17 protein-coding genes are annotated in these 19002 nt (G+C 64.6%); 3 read left to right on the forward strand and 14 right to left on the reverse strand.

What is annotated here, in order from left to right; all coding sequences use genetic code 11:
- Positions 1–164 precede the first annotated feature (164 nt).
- Positions 165–1004 (reverse strand): DUF3047 domain-containing protein, encoded by an 840-nt coding sequence (locus LPB072_RS08160; protein ID WP_066093968.1) that lies wholly within the window; start codon positions 1002–1004, stop codon positions 165–167.
- A 689-nt stretch (positions 1005–1693) separates the two neighbouring features.
- Here LPB072_RS08160 and LPB072_RS08170 point away from each other — a divergent pair.
- Positions 1694–2995 carry an MFS transporter gene (locus tag LPB072_RS08170; protein WP_231943466.1) on the forward strand — a complete coding sequence of 434 codons (1302 nt, stop codon included), beginning with the start codon at positions 1694–1696 and terminating at the stop codon, positions 2993–2995.
- On the opposite strand, the gene aroQ is transcribed toward LPB072_RS08170, so the two are convergent.
- From aroQ to aroE, 3 genes are read right to left on the reverse strand one after another with little or no spacing between them, the layout of a single operon-like run.
- Positions 2996–3460: a type II 3-dehydroquinate dehydratase gene (gene aroQ, locus LPB072_RS08175; RefSeq protein WP_066093974.1), complete on the reverse strand. Its 465-nt coding sequence runs from the start codon at positions 3458–3460 to the stop codon at positions 2996–2998. It lies immediately after the preceding gene.
- Positions 3461–3517: 57 nt separating this feature from the next.
- Entirely contained in the window at positions 3518–4381 is an 864-nt protein-coding gene (locus LPB072_RS08180; protein WP_066093977.1) for a D-hexose-6-phosphate mutarotase, read from the reverse strand.
- A 14-nt stretch (positions 4382–4395) separates the two neighbouring features.
- On the reverse strand, positions 4396–5217 hold the full coding sequence (aroE, locus tag LPB072_RS08185) for a shikimate dehydrogenase (RefSeq protein WP_066093980.1): 822 nt from the start codon (positions 5215–5217) through the stop codon (positions 4396–4398).
- 127 nt (positions 5218–5344) lie between these two features.
- Between aroE and LPB072_RS08190 the strand changes: the two genes are divergently transcribed.
- Entirely contained in the window at positions 5345–6001 is a 657-nt protein-coding gene (locus tag LPB072_RS08190; protein ID WP_066093983.1) for a DsbA family oxidoreductase, read from the forward strand.
- 223 nt (positions 6002–6224) lie between these two features.
- Positions 6225–8576, forward strand: a complete 2352-nt coding sequence (locus LPB072_RS08195) for a xanthine dehydrogenase family protein molybdopterin-binding subunit (protein ID WP_066093987.1) — start codon at positions 6225–6227, stop codon at positions 8574–8576.
- Between the two features lie 138 nt (positions 8577–8714).
- On the opposite strand, the gene LPB072_RS08200 is transcribed toward LPB072_RS08195, so the two are convergent.
- The 10 genes from LPB072_RS08200 to LPB072_RS08245 form a co-directional block, all read right to left on the reverse strand.
- On the reverse strand, positions 8715–9833 hold the full coding sequence (locus tag LPB072_RS08200) for a hypothetical protein (protein ID WP_066093991.1): 1119 nt from the start codon (positions 9831–9833) through the stop codon (positions 8715–8717).
- A complete protein-coding gene (locus LPB072_RS08205; RefSeq protein WP_066093994.1) occupies positions 9826–10518 on the reverse strand; it encodes a TIGR02466 family protein in 693 nt (230 codons plus the stop codon). The genes LPB072_RS08200 and LPB072_RS08205 overlap by 8 nt, the downstream gene beginning before the upstream one ends.
- A gap of 17 nt (positions 10519–10535) precedes the next feature.
- Positions 10536–11216, reverse strand: a complete 681-nt coding sequence (locus LPB072_RS08210; RefSeq protein ID WP_066093997.1) for a nucleotidyltransferase family protein — start codon at positions 11214–11216, stop codon at positions 10536–10538.
- A gap of 1 nt (position 11217) precedes the next feature.
- The gene (locus LPB072_RS08215) at positions 11218–12231 is read right to left on the reverse strand and encodes an XdhC family protein (RefSeq protein ID WP_066094001.1); all 1014 of its coding nucleotides are present in this window, start codon (positions 12229–12231) and stop codon (positions 11218–11220) included.
- Between the two features lie 18 nt (positions 12232–12249).
- A complete protein-coding gene (locus LPB072_RS08220) occupies positions 12250–13428 on the reverse strand; it encodes a VWA domain-containing protein (RefSeq protein WP_066094004.1) in 1179 nt (392 codons plus the stop codon).
- Positions 13425–14372, reverse strand: a complete 948-nt coding sequence (locus LPB072_RS08225; protein ID WP_082877085.1) for an AAA family ATPase — start codon at positions 14370–14372, stop codon at positions 13425–13427. The genes LPB072_RS08220 and LPB072_RS08225 overlap by 4 nt, the downstream gene beginning before the upstream one ends.
- Positions 14373–14374: 2 nt before the next feature.
- Positions 14375–15043, reverse strand: coding sequence for an SRPBCC family protein (locus tag LPB072_RS08230; protein ID WP_066094010.1), 669 nt, complete (start codon positions 15041–15043; stop codon positions 14375–14377).
- Positions 15044–15190: 147 nt separating this feature from the next.
- Positions 15191–17602, reverse strand: a complete 2412-nt coding sequence (locus tag LPB072_RS08235) for an aerobic carbon-monoxide dehydrogenase large subunit (RefSeq protein ID WP_066094013.1) — start codon at positions 17600–17602, stop codon at positions 15191–15193.
- 25 nt (positions 17603–17627) lie between these two features.
- A complete protein-coding gene (locus tag LPB072_RS08240; protein ID WP_231943526.1) occupies positions 17628–18098 on the reverse strand; it encodes a (2Fe-2S)-binding protein in 471 nt (156 codons plus the stop codon).
- Positions 17986–18993 (reverse strand): FAD binding domain-containing protein, encoded by a 1008-nt coding sequence (locus LPB072_RS08245; RefSeq protein WP_231943470.1) that lies wholly within the window; start codon positions 18991–18993, stop codon positions 17986–17988. The genes LPB072_RS08240 and LPB072_RS08245 overlap by 113 nt, the downstream gene beginning before the upstream one ends.
- Between the last annotated feature and the right edge of the window lie 9 nt (positions 18994–19002).

Raw genomic sequence — 19002 nt, forward strand, 5'->3', positions numbered from 1 at the left:
GGCAATGAAAGAGCGGGGGCTCAACTGGCTATCGACCGATCACCTGGCAACTGAAACACAATGGCCTGCATACCGACGAACGGTGCATCAAGGCCTGTTGGGCCACCATTTTCAGTGGCTTTTTTGATGCGCAACGCACCATGGACAACCTGTGTGAAAAAGCCCTAGTGGCTGGGTGTCGACAGGGTCAGGTCAATGGGGCCGTACCAGGCCGTGACCGATGCGCCCGAGTTGTTCGAGTCGGTCATCAGACTCAGCCCAACCATGGCGCCCGGCTCTTCGCCGAAAGCCATGCGGAAGTCGGCCTCAACGTCGCGCTCGAAATCCACCCACTGGTTCAGCCGCTGCGGCCCCGACTCGACCACGATCTGGCGGATGCGGTCGGTGTAGGGGTTGGGAATCACACTGCCTGCCGGGTAGCGGCTGTCCCACACATACATGATCGACGCGTACGGCAGCGGTTTGCCCGCAATCAGACTTGAGAGCTCGGACACGAGGTGGTCGCGTGCGGCCCACTTGCCATTGAAGCGGTCGCCAGAAAAACTCAATACCAGTCGTGCGACCGCGTCATCAGTGCCTTTCTTGCTCAGGTCAAAGCCGGTATTCAAGGCAGGCACGAACCAGGAAAAGCGAAAACGTTGCGCCAGTTCGCCCGGCTGGGGATTCAGGGCCAGACTCAGCGTGCTGTTGGAGCCCTCGGCCAATGCCTTGATCGCTGGGCGGCCCTCGTATTCCATTGCTTGATACAGCGTGGGGCGGCGCTTCACAAACAACTGGTGTTGCCACTGCGCTGCGGGTCCGGCTCCTTCAATGTGGTTGCTCGTCTGCCATGCCGTGCCGTCAATGGCCATCGGGCGCAGCGCTGGCTGAGGGTCTTCCCGGGTCAGTTCATCAGGCTTTCCATCTGCCGATGGCGGGGTGCTGGCGCAGGCTGCCAGCCACAAAGCAAGAACGGCAGAGGAAGAGGCTCGCGCGAGGCGGGCAAGCATGGCGGACGTGTGCATGGTGTCAAGGGGATGGGCGATCGGGCTGCTTTCAAGCCACAGGGAAGCGGGTCCATATTGTGCTCGGCCTGGCCTGGTTTCTGCCGTATCGAAATGTTTGCACACACGCTTCGGGTAGCCGCTGTTCGTGCCTGCATTGGCCTTGACTCACTGCCGCTGGAAGTCCCGTTTTTTGCAACGGCCCAGGCCGTTGGCGGGGGGAGGGGGGAGGCAAATGGCACACAACAGGCGACTTGTGAAGCGGTCTCACCACAAAAACTGTGAATAAGTCACGGTTTCATGGGGCCGTGTTTCACAGCGCATTTTTTCTGACCGCCATACGCTTGTCCCATCGAATGAAGGAGGCGGGTGCCATGCGGACAGTTACCTTGATGAGCCACGCAGAACACCGGATGGCCTTGAGCGCATGGGACCCGCAAGCCTTGGTCAGGCGGGTTTCTGCCTGTTGGGTCTTCCAGTGCGGTGACCTGTGGGGGCCGCTTGAACGGCCCGTCCTGCCCATCCGGTGGCGGCTTGCCGATCCGGGGTGGTGACCATGCGCCGCGTTGTTCCCTTCCGTGCGCGCCGAAGCTGGCTGGGCGATCTGCCTGTCCTCGGACAGTCATCGGTTTTCAGCGCATTCGGAGTCGGTGTCAAAGCGAGAAGCCGGTTGTGGTTCGCCGGTTCTGATGCAGGTGGGGGAGTGCGTGATGAGTGAGGCCGAGGCTTTGGCGTCGATGCTCAGGTCGAACACCTCGCTGCGCGAGGGAGGCGAGGTCGCGCGCCCGGCAACCCCAGTGCAGACGCCTGACAGGCGCGCGCCATTGCTGCAGTTTGCCGGGCTGTCAGCTGGCTATTTCGCCCACATCGGATTTTTTAACCCCTACCTGCCTCTGTGGCTTCAGGAACTGGGTTTCAGCCTGATTGCGATCAGCCTGCTCTCGTCGGTGCAGTCGGCCACCCGCCTTTTCGCGCCTTACGCCTGGGGCATTCTGAGCGACCGCACGGGAGAATGCGTCAAGCTCTTGCGCTATGGCGCCACCGCTGCGCTGGTGCTCTCGGTGGCGCTGTGGTTTCCGCTGGGTGGTGTCGGCATGTTCACCGTGTTGTTGCTGATGTTTGCCCATACCAGCGCCATGATGCCGATGATCGAGGGCGCATTGGCGAATCTGGTCAGTCAGGGTGGCGCATTTGATGCCGGGCGCTATGGCCGGGTGAGGTTGTGTGGTTCGCTCGGATTCTTGATGGCGGTGATGGGCGCTGGCTGGTGGTTTCAGCGTTTTGGCATGTCGCACTTCCCTGCATGGGTCGGCGCTACCCTTGTCGCTGTGGTGTTCAGCGCGTGGCTTCTGCCAGACCAGAAGGACCCCGATCACAGTGTAAAAACCCACCCCGATATCTGGCCGGTGCTGCGTCAGCCGGTTGTGCGCTGGTTTTTTTCTGCGGTGTTTTTCCATGTGCTGTCGCACATCTTTGTATTCATTTTTTTCTCCCTGTACCTCGACTCGCTGGGCTACGAAAAATCGGTGATCGGCCTGTTGTGGGCGGTGTCGGTGCTGATCGAGATCGGCTGCTTTTTTACGCAAGGGCGCTGGTTGTCAAAGCTCCCGCTCACGGCCTGGCTGGTCCTGGCTTCTGCCTTGATGGTGGTGCGCATGGGGCTCACGGCGGGGTTGCCGCTGGTATGGCCCCTGTTGTTGTTGGCGCAGGCCATGCACGCCATCACTTTTTCGACCCACCATACGGTGTGTATTGCCATGCTCTCCCAGCACTTCCCGGGGCGCTTGCGTGGACGGGGGCAGGCGCTGTACACCGTGGTGGGCTATGGCCTGCCAGGGGTCATCGGTGGCCTGGGCGGCGGGGTGCTCAGCTCAAATTTTGGACTGGGCAGCGTGTTCTGGCTATCGGCGGTCGTGGCAATGGTGGCGTTGGGGTGCACGTGCCGGTTGCGGCGCCTGCAGCGACATCCGCGCAACAGACAAAGCCGGCACGACCAGCCAGTGGGCGGTTGATCAGGCCGTTTTCGATGCGGCCTTGCGCACCAGCGCTTCCAGGGCCATGCGGTAGCCGTCGGTGCCAAAGCCCACCACGATGCCAGCGGCAGCTGGCGAAATGTAGGAGTGGTGGCGGAAGGCTTCGCGGGCGTGCACGTTGGAGATGTGTACCTCGATCACCGGCAGCGGCTTGACGCCCTGGATGGCATCGAACAAGGCCACCGAGGTGTGGGTGAACGCGCCGGGGTTGAACACGGCACCGATCAAGTCGCCCGCGGCGAAGCGCTGGCCTGCGGCGTGGATCTGGTCGATCAAGGCGCCTTCGTGGTTGCTTTGAAAACACTCGGCCTTGTAGCCCAGGGCTTGCGCTCCTTCGGCGAACTGGGCCTCTACATCGGCCAGTGTGGTCGCGCCATACACGGCGGGCTCTCGCGTGCCTAGCAGGTTGAGGTTGGGGCCGTTGAGCAGCAGAATGGTTTTCATGTCGGGTCCGAACAGAAGGTTTGGCGCTTAGCTTATCCGAATGAAGCTTCGACAGCGTCAGGTTGTTGGCACGTGCAGGGCGCGCAAGGTCTGCGTGCCTTGCCACAGGGCGCCGGGCGCAAGGAGGTGTGGCTCGCCTATGAGCGCGGCCTCCACGCACATGAAACGGTCATGGTCGGTATCGGGCAGATCGACCATGGCGCTGGCGCCATCCGGGCCTGGATTCCAGACCACCGTGTCGGGCCAGCCGTGTTGAGTCAACGCCATTTCGCCCATTGCAGTGGTGAGTGTCAACGGCTGCCTGGCGTTGAAGTAGATGCGATCGATCGCATCCCTGGGTTGAACCGTGGCATTCGTTCCGTGTACCAAAAGGCCAGCTTGAAGCGTGTCTTCGTAAGCCAGGTTTTGCAGGCCGTCCAGTTCAACGGAGTTCAAAGGCCCCGCTGCAAGGTAGGTGTGCAAAGCGGCACAGAAATGCCAGGGCACGGTGCCGGTGTTGTTGGCGGTGAACCGCATTTCGAGCTGCCATGGGGTCAATGTGACCTGCAAGGTGCAATGGAAAAGGTGTGGCCATAGTGCAAGAGTGGCATCGGATTCGCTCAACGCCAGTGTGGCCATCGTTGCTGCCTCCTGCCCGTCTTGCGGGGCGACACAACGCCAGGGCTGGGTTCTTGCGAAGCCGTGACGCACCAGCGGCCCGCGCAAGGAAAATTGCGGAAACACCACGGGCACGCCGCCGCGCACGGGCTGTTCCCCACCCAAAGGCGACAGCGGGCTGAGGTAGAGGCGCTCTTGCCCGGCAGGGTCGATCCATGAAACCACTTGCCCGCCTTGCAGCAAGATGACCGCGCTGCCCGCCTCAGGGCTGTGCAAACGAATGGCTTCTGCGCCTTGGAACGTGATGGGTGTGCAGTGGATCATCGGAGGGAGCCGGTTCAGGTGAGTGGCACAGTGAGGCGCTGGATCACGGTTTGGGTGTCGGGGCGAACGCCGCGCCACCAGGCAAACGCCTCGGCCGCTTGCTCCACCAGCATGCCCACGCCATCGGCGATGCGGCCAACGCCAGCCGCCCGGGCCTGTTTCAAAAACGGCGTGAGACCTTTGCCGTAGACCATTTCGTAGGCCAGGGCGTTGGGCGCAAAAACCCCAGCGGGCAGCGGCAGGCTGGCTTGCGATAAACCAGTGGATGTGGCGTTGATCACCACGTCAAACGACTCCCCCGCCAGTGCCTCGTACCCCCCGGTTTGCAGCACAGCGTGGCCGTCAAAAACGCGGGCCAGTTGGTGGGCGGTTTCAGCGGTGCGGTTGGCGATTGCGAGCAGGGCCGGGCGCTGCAGGGCAATGGGCAGAATCGCGCCCCGGGTGGCGCCGCCCGCGCCACAAATCAATACCCGTTTGCCTGCCAGCGCTGTGCCCAGGTTGCGCTGGATATCGTTGACCAGGCCCACGCCATCGAAGTTCTCCGCCCAGATGCGATCGCCTTCAAACTTCAAGGCGTTGGCCGCACCGGCCAACAGTGCGCTGTCGGCCGGATCGGTGGCGAGTTCAAATGCCTGCAGCTTGAAGGGCATGGTGACATTGGCGCCCAGGCCACCTTCGGCGCGAAACCGTGCGAGCGTTGCAGTGAAGCTTTCGAGCGGGGCTTCGATCGCGGTGTATGCAATGTCCTGTTTCGTTGCCTGTGCAAACAGGCTGTGAATCAGCGGCGACTTGCTCTGAACAATGGGATTGCCGAAAACGGCATAGCGGTCGGTCATGGGTGCATGAAGGAGAAGTGGACGGGCGGTTGTCATTGTCGCCCAAGGCCCCCAATGACCACGCTGGGATTGGGTCTTGTCGGAATGCCAGTGGCATGCCACTGCCGGTCGGTCTTACCATCGGGGCATGACTACTTCACTCAAAATCGATTTCGTGTCCGATGTCACCTGCCCGTGGTGTGCCGTGGGCCTGGGCGCCCTGGAGCAGGCGCTGGCCAAGCTCAGAGCCGAAGTTTCGGCCGACATCCACTTTCAGCCCTTTGAACTCAACCCCCACATGGGCGCCGAGGGGCAAGACGCCAGCGAACACCTGACCGAAAAATACGGCTCCACGCCCGAGCAGCAAGCCCAGATCCGCGAATCCATCCGCCAGCGTGGTGCAGAAGTGGGTTTTGAATTCAAGGCCGAAGGCCGTGGCCGCGTGTGGAACACTTTTGACGCCCACCGCTTGCTGCAGTGGGCTGAAGTAGAGGGCGCTGCTGGTCAGCAGCCTGCGCTGAAGAAAGCCTTGCTCAAGGCCTGCCACGGCCGCGCAGAAAACATGTCGTCGCACGCGATCCTGGCCGATGTGGCCGAATCCGTCGGCCTGGACCGCGAGCGCGCTGAGGCGATTCTGGCCAGCGACGAGTTTGCGGCGCAAGTGCGCGAGCGCCAGCAGTTTTACGCCCGCGCCGGCATCCGCTCGGTGCCCGCCATCATCATCAACGACAAACACCTGATCTCGGGTGGGCAACCGGCCGAGGTGTTTGAGCAGGCGTTGCGGCAGATTGCTGCCGAAGCCTGACAGCGCCCTCATGTCTGGCCAGGCCGCTGGATTGCCTTCTGTCACGGGGATGCATTGCGAGTTCCCCGTCTGAACCGGTCCAGCCTCTGTGTCGGGAGGCCCGCGATGCTGAGGATCGAGGGCATTGCTTTTTTGAAGCTGGACGCAGTGGGGCATGTGGGTGTCGCTGTTGAAAGTGCGCCCGACCGTTCCCCCCCTTCCCGTCAACCTATAGAAGCCCATCTTGAGCACTGAACCCAACCCCACCCGTTTTGGCAGCGGCCAGGCCGTTCGCCGCCTTGAAGACGAAAGCCTGCTGGCTGGCGCTGGCCGTTACGCCGATGACCAGAGCTTGCCGGGCCAGGCCCATCTCGTCTTCGTTCGTTCGCCGTACCCCCATGCGGCCATTCGCTCCGTTGACACCGATGCGGCAGCGGCCATGCCTGGCGTGCTGCGCGTGTTCTCCGGAGCCGATCTGGTGGCCGCAGGCGTCAAGCCGATGCCCGGCGCTGCCGCCTTCAAGCGTGCCGACGGCGCCGATTGCGCAACGCCGCCCCGGCGAGCCCTTGCGTATGAGCGCGCCCGCTTCGTTGGTGAGCCGGTGGCGGCTGTGGTTGCCGAGACGCTTCAACAGGCCCGGGATGCCGCTGAGGCCGTGATGGTCGATTACGACGACCTGCCCATGGTGGTCGATCTCAAGGGCGCCACAGCCGAAGGCGCGCCGCTGCTGTGCGATGAGGGCACCGGCAACATTGCCGCCGAAATTCGCTACGGCAGCGCAGACGCCACGGCCGCCGCTTTCGCCCAGGCCAGCCACGTGGTCAAGCTGGACATCACCAACCAGCGCGTGGTTGCGCTGACCATCGAGCCGCGCACGGTGTCCGTCGACCATGACGCCACCACCGGGCGTCTCTTGATTCGGATGAGCACGCAAATGCCCTCGGGCGTGCGCGATGCGGTCTGCAACGCCATCGGCCTGGCGAAGGAAAGCGTGCGCGTGGTGGTGGGCGATGTGGGCGGTGGCTTCGGCATGAAAACCGGTGCCTACCCCGAAGACATCGCGGTTGCTTATGCCGCTCATGCCTTGCAGCGCTCCGTGAAATGGGTGGCCGATCGCAGCGAAGAATTCGTTTCTTCCTCCCATGGTCGCGACGTTGAGTCGCACGCCGAACTGGCGTTCGACGCCAGCGGAAAGATTCTCGGCCTGCGGGTTCATTCCCACGCCAACGTGGGGGCTTATGCCACGGGCACCGGCGTGGCGATCCAGTTGCTGCTCGGGCCCTGGGTGCAAACCAGCGTCTACGACATCCAGACCATCGACTTCCATCTGAAGGCCGTGCTGACCAACACGGCACCCACCGGGGCTTACCGCGGCGCCGGCCGGCCCGAAGCCATCTTCACCATCGAGCGCCTGATGGACGAAGCCGCGCGCCAGACCGGTATCGACCGCGTCGAACTGCGCCGCCGCAACTTCATCCAGCCAGAGCAGATGCCCTACACCATCGCCATGGGGCAGGTTTACGACACGGGCGCCTTTGAGTCCATCATGGACCAGGGTCTGGCGCTGGCCGACTGGAGCGGCTTCGACGCCCGCGCCGCCACTTCGGCGAAATTAGGCAAGCAGCGCGGCCTGGGCATCGCAACCTTCCTGGAGTGGACCGGCGGCAACGTGTTCGAAGAGCGCGTCACCGTGGCCATCAAGGCGGGCGCAACGCCCGAAGACGACGGCATCATCGAAGTCTTCTCCGCCGTCAACGCGATGGGGCAGGGTATTGCCACCTCGCTGGCGCAACTCGCGGTCGATGCGTTTGGCGTGCCAATCGAGCGGGTGCGCATCGTATTGGGCGACACCGACCGTGGCGATGGCTTCGGCAGCGCAGGATCGCGCTCGCTGTTCACCGGTGGCTCGGCCGTGCGCATTGGCGCCGAGCGAACCATTGATAAAGCCCGGCAACTCGCGGCCAAAGAATTTGAAGCCGCCGCCGACGATGTGGTGTATGCCAACGGCGTCTTTACCGTCGCCGGTACCGACCTCACGCTCGACCTTTTCGCGCTGGCCGGCAAGCAGCCCGAGAGCGAAATTTTCATGGAATCGACCAGCGCCGTCGCAGGCCCCTCCTGGCCCAACGGCTGCCACATCTGCGAAGTTGAAATCGACCCGGCAACGGGCGAGGTGGCCGTGGTGGCCTACAGCTCGGTCAACGACGTGGGGCGCGTGGTCAATCCGATGATCGTGCGCGGCCAGCTCGAAGGCGGGGCCGTTCAAGGCATCGGCCAGGCGCTGTATGAACACATGGTGTACGACGTGGAAACCGGCCAACCGATCACCGGCAGTCTGATGGACTACGCCGCGCCCCGCGCCGATGTGCTCACTTCGATGTTCCGCATGGAAATGGACGAATCGACTCCTTGCAAAAACAACCCGCTGGGTGTGAAAGGCGTCGGCGAACTCGGCACCATCGGCGCCACGCCAGCCATCGTCAACGCGGTGGCCGACGCCTTCGCGCGCAACGGACTGGCGGCGCGAACACCCCACCTGCAGATGCCGCTGAGCCCGGCGCGCCTCTGGCAGGCGATGCAACCGTTGTCGGGCTGAGTTCGACAAGCGGGGAAGCCGCTTCGATCTGCGGGGCCGAGCCTCAGGTGTGCACCACGGTGCCCATGACCACGCGGTGACCGCGTCCCAGCCAGTCGAGCGCGGTGCGGAGGACGTCGATGTCGATGTCGATGCTGTTCACGATGAGGCGCTTCCTGTTCGGGGCGTCGTGGGTGGGGTCGACCGGAAGAGGTGTTGAGCGGTTTCCCGTGCCAGCACCGCCAGCAGGGTGAGCCCGGCCAGCGCACTGAGTCCGCCATAGGCCAGTGCCAGGGCCTGTGGGCCCATGGTCGGGCTCCACGCGCCGACGGTGATCAGCAGTGCCGGGCCGCCCAGCGGCGCCCAGCGCACAGCCTGTTGCCGGACGAGACCTGTCTGCACGGGGGCATGGGCGGGTACCGGCAGCGCCCAGGCCAGCGCGAGCAAGACCATGCCCACCATGCCGTTGGCCGGCGTCTGTTCCATCCACAGCAGCAATCCGCCTGCCAGCACCAGCGCCAACGGCAGAGCCCGTCGCGCCATGGGTGGCAATTGATGTGGAACCAGTTCCAGGCGCACCAGACCCGGCAACAGGGCCATGAGCAGCAGATGCAGCCCGACCACTGTCGGCGTGGACCAGCCAGCGTTGGCACACCAGGCGCTGCCCAGCCAGAGTGATCCCATCATCAGGCCCATGGCGGTCTGGGGCAGGCTGCCCGTGGCCGTCAACGGCGCGGGGGAGCGGCAAGGCGAAGCGGGCAACGTGGCGCTGGCGAGCAGAGCGCCACCGAGCAGCACCAGCGATACGGGCAAGCCAGTCAATGGTTGGGCGACAGGCATCACCAGCACCGACCCGCTGATCAACGCTGCGAGCACCGGCGGCCAGCCGGCCCAGGGGCGCCGGCAACGGTTGGCGGTGGCGGCTGTGGCATCGAGCGCGGCCGACCACGCTGCCCACAGCGCAGCCAGCGCCATCAGCATCCAGAACGAAGCGGGTCCGGCATCGGACCGCGCGACAAAGCCCGCACCGGCGGCAGCGAGCACGCCCAGGGACAAGGTCGTTCGGCGCGCTGGCGCTTCACGCCACATGCGTTGCGCCAAGACCAGGCGCAGGGCCCACCACAGCGCCACGGCGAGCACGCCGCTGGCCAGCGACCAGCCCAGGCGTTGCCCCTGTTCGCCGAGCCAGACCCAGCCCATGAGCAGTGCGATCCATCGAGCCAGCGCCAAGGCCGGCGCCCGCAGGTCGGTCACGCGGGGGCGCAGCGGTTCAGACATGGGCGTAAGGGTGCAGCTGGTCCGAGCCGGAAGCAGCGTGCACGCTGGCGTTGAACGAGACGATGATGCGATCGGCCTCGCCCTGGTAAGGCATGGCCTGGTGCGGCAACCAGGAAGGGAACACCACCAACTGGCCTGGCAGGGGCGCCATATCGAGGTGGGCCGCTTGCAGGTAGGCGTTGCCGAAGTCCATGTAGGCGCCGCCGAGGTGGTTGAAATGCGGGCCATAAAAACGGGTGGCGCCGTTGGCCGGACCGAGGGCTTCCTGGGCTTCGCGCCGGGCTTGATCATCCACCTGAACGCAGTACACGCCCGACCACGAGCAATTGCCATGGGTGTGCACATCGTGGTGGCTGCCCTGGTTGGCGATCTGGAACCAGATGCCGCGCAAGGCGATCTGCAGGCCAGGTTTGGCCTCGGGCCAGGCAGTCTGGTTGGCCAACACCACGGTTTGGCGAATGCTGTCCACAATGAATGCAATGAGCTGATCCCACTCGGTGAGGCGCACGCGTTGCAAAAGATCGTCGCGGCTGGCGTAGAACGCGGCTCCCGCTTTCGCATCCGGGTCGGTCGCGCGCATAGACTGGAACACGCGCACCAGCAGCGGGTTCACCGCCTCGGCCTGTGGCCAGTGGTGCACCCCCATCGGGGTTGACCATGGTTGCATCAATGGAGATGGCGTCATGTTCAGCGGGTCGGGATTCAGACCGCTTCGGTCAGATGTGGAGGCCAGCGAAGGCGGTGGCCGGTTCGCTTGGCCAGGGCTTCGATGTCTTCCAAGCTGTCGACATCGGTGCGGTAGCGCTGGTTGGCGGTTTCCCAGCGGAATACCGCTTCGGCATGGGCCGCTTGCCATTGCTTGCAGCCTACGCGCGCTTCTCCCGCCAGAATCTGCTCGCGCACATCGCCGGAAAACATCACGGGGTTGGCGGGTTGGCCGTCCACCGTGGGTTGCACCACCTGTGCGCCTTCTGGGCGTTTCTTGTAAGCACCTATCAGGTCGTTGATGTCTTGCGAGTTGATCAAGGGTTGATCGGCCAGCGCCACCAAGACGGTGTCGATCCTGGACGAGAGCGCTTGCAGACCCAGGCGCAGCGATGACACTTGTCCGGCATCGGGGTCGAGGTTGCGCACCAGCGTGACCGGGAAATCCTTGACGGCCGGTTCGATCTGCTCGGCGTAATGACCGAGCACCACCACCAGTTCGTCAACGCCCGCTCCCGAGAGCGCGATCAACTGGCGCCGTATCAGCGGCACGCCACCGAGCTCCAGCAAACACTTGGGCCGGTTGCCCATGCGGGAGCCTGACCCTGCGGCGAGCAACACCGCGCCCACCGCCAACCGGCTGTACAAGCCACCACCACCTTTGAGAATGCAGCCCATGTCAGTTTCCGCAGCACGTTTTTTTGACGGAGGCGGGTTCGATCGCCACGGGTGTGGCGGGCGTCGCCGCTGCTGTTGTCGTGGCCGCTGATTCTGCGGCCGCCTCATCCTTCTTTTTGCCAGCGCAGCAACTGCCGGCGGTGGGGACTTCCGCGACCGTCTCCGCCAAAACCGGCGCGCTTGCGCTCACGGTCGAGGAGGCCGGAACCTGTGTTTGCGCTGTTGTACGGCCTCGGCGCGCCGCCACCACGGCCGCGAGCACCGAGAGGGCGATTTCTTCGGGTGTTTGGGCGCCGATGGATTCGCCCGCAGGCGCGATGATGCGGGCCACGCTGTCGGGGTCTTCGCCGGCCGCCAGCAGGCTGTCGCGCAGCACCCCCGCTTTGCGTTCGCTGGCAACAAACCAGAGCTGGCCGGGCGCCATGGCCAGTGCCGCTTTCAGGCCTTGCAGGTCGCGTCGGCCCTGGGTGGCGACCACGACGTAGCCGTTGCTGCCGAGTTGTTCGCGCACGCGTGTGGCATCGTCGTTGTTGATCACGGTCGCGGCGTCGGGGTGGTCGCTGGCTAGGGCGCCTTCAGCGACCAGCGCCACTCGCAAGCCCACCCGTGGCGCCAGGCCCACCAGCGCGCGGGCCACGGGCGAGTCGCCGAATACCGTGAGTTGGGTCGCCGGCAGCACCGGGTCAATGAACAGCTCCAATGTGCCGCCCGAGTGGCAGGCCATGCCGAACTCCAGTACGTCGCCCAGCGTGCGCTCGGCGGTGGCGTCGGTGGGCGCGATGCGGATGGTCTGCGGGTGGCCGTCGGCCAGCGCCTGGCGCACGGTTTTCACCACCGCAGGCTGCGCGCAGCCGCCGCCGATCCAGCCGTGGATCTGGCCATCGGCGGTGACGAGTGCCTTGTCGCCCGGCTTGGCCGATGTCGGGGCTTGGGCGCGCAAAACGGTCACCAGGGCAAAGGCCTTCCGGGCCGCTTGCAGGCGGCCCGCTTGGGTGATCCAGTCGTTTTGGTTCATGGTGTTCTCCTTCAAAAATCAGTGCAAAACCAGACGGGCTGCGGCCAGGTCGGCAACGCTGGCCAGCGGGATGAATCGGTCGATATGGGCGCGGGCCCCTCGCAGCGCGGCCGCTGCGGGCACCTCGCGGGTGGGGTGAAACCAGGTGATGCGGGCGCCATGGGCGCGCAGCGCCGCGAGCGCGGTGGCCAGGTGTTCGGGCTCGTCTGTGTCAAAGCCGTCGGACATGACCCACACGCGGGCGCCGCGGTTGAGCTGCGCACGGGCATGCACGCGTGCGAATTCATTGAGGCTGCTGGCGATGCGGGTACCCGCGCCAAAACCAGCGGTCACAGCGTTCACCTTCTCTTGCACCGCTGAAGAGTCGCGTTGCATCAAGGGGGTGACTTCTGCCAGCCGCGTGTGAAAGACAAACACCCGGGCCTGCGCTTCAACCGCGAAGGCCCGAGCGATGCGCAAGAACAGCGGTGCGTGCGATTCCATGGAGCGGCTCACATCGGCGAGGATGAACAGGCGCGGGGGCTCGGTGCGCTTGATCTGCCAGGCTGGGGCCATGGGCTCACCGCCCCAGGCCACGCTCGAACGCAGTGTTTTGCGCAGGTCGAGACGGTGCCCGGGCTGGGCGCTGCGCCAGCGGCGGGTGGGCAGTGGGCGCAGGCGTGCGGTGATTTGCCTGGCGAGGCGCTGCAGCGCGCCGAGCTCTTGCGGCAGCCACATCTGGCCATCGCGCTGTTGCAGCGGCTCGGTGCGGCTGGCACCGCCCTGGGCGCGCGGCGTGGCGCTGGCTTCCTGATCCTGCTGGCTGGCGCCCGGCGCGTCGCTGGCGGTCTGCGGCGCAGGTTTACCCTGGTTTGGTGGCTGTTGGGCACTGTCGAGCTGCTCGTGCATTTGTTGCACCGCTTGGCGCAAGTCGCGCGAAGGGCGTGTTTGGCCGCTCACGCGCACGCCGCCTTTCATGCGGTGGGCATGCCAGTAACGGCCAAAGAGATCGGGCCACAGTCGCCACTCGCGCGCGTTGTGGCAAGCGATGGCTCGCCAGGCGGCTTGCAGGCGTTGCTCGCTCACCGCGCCCAGCGTCAGGGCGGCGCTGAGCATGGCCTGTTGTTCGGCGATGCCGACCGAGAGGCCATGCTCGCGCAGCAAGGCGGCGAAGCCGGCCAAGGTTTCGCTGGGTGCCGTGGCCGGCGTGGTTTTCATGGGCTGCTGGCCTGGGCCGACGTGTTGTCGGGGGATTTTTCGGCCACGCCCACGGTGCGGCGTCCTTCGATGAGCTGGCGCGCCCGGTCGGCACCCAGGGCAAAGCGGTCTTCACGGGTTTTGAGCAGGCAGCCCAGCGTGGTGAGCAGCACCGTCATGTCTTCGGGCAAGAGGTTGTGGTTCATTCGATGCAGCGCGGACACCCAGTCGAGCGTTTCGGCGATGCCCGGAATTTTGATCAGGTCTTCCTTGCGCAGGCGTTGCACAAACTGCACGGCTTCTTCCACCAGTTGCGTGTCGGCCTCGGGCAGGGCGCTTTTCACGATCGCCATCTCGCGTGCAAGTGAGGGGTAGTCCAGGTGGTGGTACAGGCAACGGCGGCGCAAGGCGTCTGATAGTTCGCGTGTGCCGTTGCTGGTGAGAATCACGCGCGGAATGTGGCGCGCGCGGATGGTGCCGATTTCGGGCACGGTGATCTGGTATTCCGCCAGCACCTCCAGCAGGAACGCCTCAAAAGCTTCGTCAGCGCGGTCGATCTCGTCGATCAGCAACACGCAAGGGCCATCCTGGCTGATGGCTTTGAGCAAGGGTCGCTCCAAAAGAAAATCGCGGCTGAAAACGTCGGACTCCTTCACGCCTTGGCCATCGCCTTCGTGCAGCCGAATGGCCATGAGCTGGCGCCCATAGTTCCATTCATAGGCGGCCTGGGCCATGTCCAGGCCTTCGAAACACTGCAGCCGCACCAGCTGAGCGTCGAGCGACTGGGCCAGCGCGGTGGCCAGCGCGGTTTTGCCCACGCCGGCATCGCCTTCGATCAGGAGCGGGCGCTGCAGCTCGCCGGCCAGCCACACGGTCGTGGCCAGGTCGGCGTCGGCCAGGTAGCCCACCCGATGCAGGGATTCGCGCAAGGCGTGGTCTGCGGGAGCGGGGCGGGGGCTTGTCATGTTCAACTCTTTTTGCCGAACAGGCTGGCGAACCAGTTCTTGATCAACATCCAGGCGATGGCCAGGCCATTGATTTCTTTCGCGACTTTGGGTGGCGCAGCCGGTGGTGCAGACGCCTGCTGCGTTGGGGCTGCCGTTGTTGCGCTGGTTTCCAGGGGGGTTGCCGTAGCGGCATCGGTCGTGGCAGCAGGCGTCGCGCCCGCAGGGGCTGGCAGTGCATGGGCGGTCTGGCGGAAATTCTCGACGAATTGCTCCAGCAGCATGTCGGACACCTGCACCATCATGCGGCCGCCAAACTGGGCGAATTTGCCGTTCACGATGACCGCAGCATCGCCGTGCAGCACGCTGTGTTGCGGGTTGGCCGGGTCGGCTTCAATCTGGGCGTTCATGTCCATCGAGGCGGATGAACCGCCCTTGTCCGCGCCCTTGCCACGCAGCACCATCTTGCGATCGGCTTCGTCTTTTTCCAGCACGTCCACGGTGCCGCCGAATTGCGCCACCGCCGGGCCGACCTTGACCTTCACCCCACCTTTGTACGAGGTGTCTGACAGCTGCTCGGTGAGTGCGGCGCCAGGCATGCAGCCCGCAACGGTTTTCAGGTCACCCAGGATGGCCCAGGCCCGCGCCGGGTCCACATCCAGCGGGTAACGTTTGTCGATTTTGACTTCCATGTATGTACCTTTTTTGAAGCATGAATCAGCGAGTGGCCTCGCCGGCGTGCATGAGCGGTTTCCCACCCAGGGCGCCGCGGGTCCGGCTTCGCCGGCCCGCCAGCGGCGTCCCCTTGAGGGGGTCGCGCGCAGCGCGGCAGGGGTGGGTCACAAGTTCATGCCGTGTGCCTTGAGCTGCTTCCAGACCCGGAAGGCGTTGTGTGGCATGTCCATGTGGGTCATGCCCAGGTGGGCGAATGCGTCCACCATGGCCGAGGTGAAGGTGGGGATGGAGCCCACGTGAGGCGACTCGGCCACGCCCTTGGCGCCAATCGGATGGTGTGGCGACGGAGTCACGGTGTGATCGGTTTCCCAGTGTGGGGTTTCCACAAAGGTCGGCAGGAAGTAGTCCATCAGCGTGTTGCCCAGCAGGTTGCCCTGTGCATCGAACGGCATCTGCTGCCCCATGGCCACGGCGAAGCCTTCGGTCAGACCACCGTGGATCTGGCCTTCGATGATCATCGGGTTGATGCGGGTGCCGCAATCGTCCAGTGCGTAGAAACGGCGAATCTTTGTCTCGCCGGTGCCGCGATCGATGTCGACCACGCAGAGGTAGATGCCGAAGGGGAAGGTGAAGTTCGGTGGGTCGTAGTAGTGCACGGCTTCCAGGCCGGGCTCCATGCCGGGAGGGGCCTGGTGGTAGGCCTGCCAGGCCACTTCGGTCATGGTCTTGAACTTGCTGTCATCGCCTTTGACTTTGAAGCGGTCCACTTCCCAGTCGAGATCGTTCTCGTTCACTTCCAGCATGTGGGCCGCGATTTTCCTGGCCTTTGCGTGGATTTTTCGAGCTGCCATGGCGATGGCCGCACCGGCCACGGGCGTGGAGCGCGAGCCGTAGGTGCCCAGGCCGTAAGGCGCGGTCGAGGTGTCGCCTTCTTCCACCTGGATCACTTCGGATGGAATGCCCAGCTCGGTGGCAATGATCTGCGCGTAGGTGGTCTGGTGACCCTGTCCCTGCGTGATCGTGCCCATGCGGGCGAGCGCCGAGCCGGTGGGATGGATGCGGATTTCGCAGGAGTCGAACATGCCCACGCCAAGGATGTCGCAGATCTTGCTCGGGCCCGCACCCACCACTTCGGTGAACGTGACCAGGCCAATGCCCATCAGCGTGGGGCTGTTGGGGTCGGCGCGCTTGGCGGCCTGCTCGGCGCGCAAGGCCGGGTAGTCCACCGCATCGAGCACCTTCTTCAGGGCCGTGTGGTAGTCGCCCGAGTCGTACTCGAAACCGAAAGCGCTGGTGTAGGGGAACTGTTCTTTCTTGATGAAGTTCTTCTCCCGGATCTCGGCCTTGTCCATGCCCAGCTTCTGCGCCAGCACGTCGACCATGCGCTCCACCAGGTACACGGCCTCGGTCACGCGAAAGCTGCAGCGGTAGGCCACGCCACCGGGTGCCTTGTTGGTGTAGACGCCTTTCACGCTGGCGTAGGCCGCCGGAATGTCGTAGCTGCCCGAGCAGATGTGGAACAGGCCGGCGGGGAACTTGGTCGGGTCGGCGCAGGCGTCGAACGCGCCATGGTCGGCCACCACGTTGACGCGCAGGCCGGTGATCTTGCCGTCGGCCGTGGCGGCGATTTCGCCGTCCATGTGGTAGTCGCGGGCAAAGGCGGTGGAAGAGATGTTTTCGATGCGGTCTTCGACCCACTTCACCGGGCGGCCCAGCACGATGGAGGCCACGATGGCGCAGACGTAGCCGGGGTAGATACCGACCTTGTTGCCGAAGCCGCCGCCGATGTCGGGGCTGACGATGCGCACCTTGGATTCGGGGATGCCCGAGAGCATGGACACCACGGTGCGCACAACGTGGGGCGCCTGCGAGGTGATGAAGGTGGTGAGCTCGCCCTTGATGGGGTCGAAGCTGGCCACGCAGCCGCAGGTCTCCAGCGGGCAGGGGTGCACGCGGGGGTAGTGCATGTGCTGCGACACCTTGACTTCGGCGTTGTCAAAGGCGGCGTCGGCTGCACTCTTGTCACCGGCGTCCCAGGTGAAGATGTGGTTGTGGTGCTCGCGTTTGCCGTGGGCGCCTTCGGTCTTGCCGGCCAGGTCTTCGCGCAACACGGGCGCGTCGGGCGCCAACGCCGCATAGGGGTCCAGCACCACGGGCAGTTCTTCGTATTCCACTTCCACCGCTTCGACCGCGTCGGCCGCGATGTAGCGGTCGTCGGCGATGACGATGGCGACTTCCTGCATCTGGAAGTGCACCTTCTGGTCGGCCAGCACGGCAGCGACATCGCCCGCCAGCGTGGGCATCCAGTGCAGCTTCAAGGGCTTGAGGTCGTCGGCGGTGAGCACGGCGTGCACGCCAGGGATGGCGAGCGCGGCTTCCTTGTTGATCTTGACGATGCGGCCATGGGCGATCGGCGAGCGCACGATGTCCATGTGCAGCATGCCGGCCATCTTGATGTCGTCGACGTAATTGCCTTTGCCTTGAATAAAGCGGGCGTCTTCTTTGCGCAGGCGCGAGGCGCCCATGCCCGCCAGGGCGAGTTCACGGGCTTCGGCGTTTGGTACCGGTGCGTTCATGTGGGGTTCTCCTAGGGTTGGGGCTTCAGGCCGCGACAGGTTCTTGCAACTTCTTGGCCGCGTACTGCACGGCCTTGACGATGTTCTGGTAGCCCGTGCAGCGGCACAGGTTGCCGGCCATGCCGTGGCGAATTTCCTCTTCGCTGGGGTTGGGGTTCTCCTGCAGGAAGCGGTAGGCGCGCATCAGCATGCCGGGGGTGCAGAAGCCGCATTGCAGACCGTGCTCCTTGTAGAAACCTTCCTGAACGGCGTGCAGCACGCCCTTGTTGGCCAGGCCTTCGACGGTGAGCACTTCGCCGCCATCGCACTGCACCGCCAGGTGGGTGCAGGACTTGACGGACTGACCATCGATATCCACCGTGCAGGCGCCGCAGTGGCTGGTTTCACAACCGATGTGGGCGCCGGTGAGGTTGAGCTCTTCGCGCAGGAAGTGGATCAGCAGGGTGCGCGGCTCGACCGCTTTTTCTTCGGCTTTGCCGTTGACGTTGACGGTGATGAGTTTTTTTGCCATGGGGTGTCTCCTGCGGGTTAAGAGCAAAGTGCCCATGCTTTGTTGAGGGCGCGTTTGACCATCTCGCCAGCCATGGCGGTTTTGTATTCGATGTCCCCCGAAGGTCTTCAGCAGGGTCGCAGGCAGCGGCGGCTGCGTCGGCCGCGGCCTGCACCGTGGCGGCATTGAACGGCTGGTTGAGCAGGGCGGCTTCGGCAGCTTCCACGCGCAGCGCGGACGGCGCCACGTTGGTCAGCGCGATGCGCACATGGCTCACGGCGTCGCCGCTCTTGCGCATCACCACGGCGCAGCCGGCCGTGGCCCAGTCGCCGGTCTTGCGCTTGAGCTTTTCGTAGGCCCAGCCCGTGCCCTGCACGAAAGCGGGGGCATGGATTTCGCACATGACTTCGTCTTCCTGGAGCAAGGTCATATAGGTGCCGAGGAAGAAGCCATCGGCCGCCACGGTGCGGCGCCCTTTCGGGCCTTCCAAAACGAATGAAGCCTCTATGGCGATGGACAATGCCGGGTGATCGTTGCCCGGGTCGCCGTGGGCAATATCGCCACCAATGGTGCCGCGGTTGCGCACCTGGGGGTCGGCAATCATCTTGGCTGCCTCGGCCAGAAGCGGCAGCCTGGCCTGCACGATGGGTGAATTGATCAGTTCGCTTTCGGACGTCATGGCGCCGATCACGACGGTGCCGCCGTCTTCCCGGATGCCGCGCAGTTCGGGAATGCGGTTGATGTCTATCAGATGTTCGGGCTGGGCGAAACGCAGCTTCATCATGGGCAGCAAACTGTGGCCGCCGGCCAGCAGTTTCGCCTCCGACCCCAGCTTGCCCAGCAGGGCGACGGCCTCGCTCAGGGAGCGGGGAGAGTGGTACTCGAAACGCGGTGGAATCATGTTTGGCTC

This window comes from Hydrogenophaga crassostreae (assembly GCF_001761385.1).
Lineage (GTDB): Bacteria > Pseudomonadota > Gammaproteobacteria > Burkholderiales > Burkholderiaceae_C > Hydrogenophaga > Hydrogenophaga crassostreae.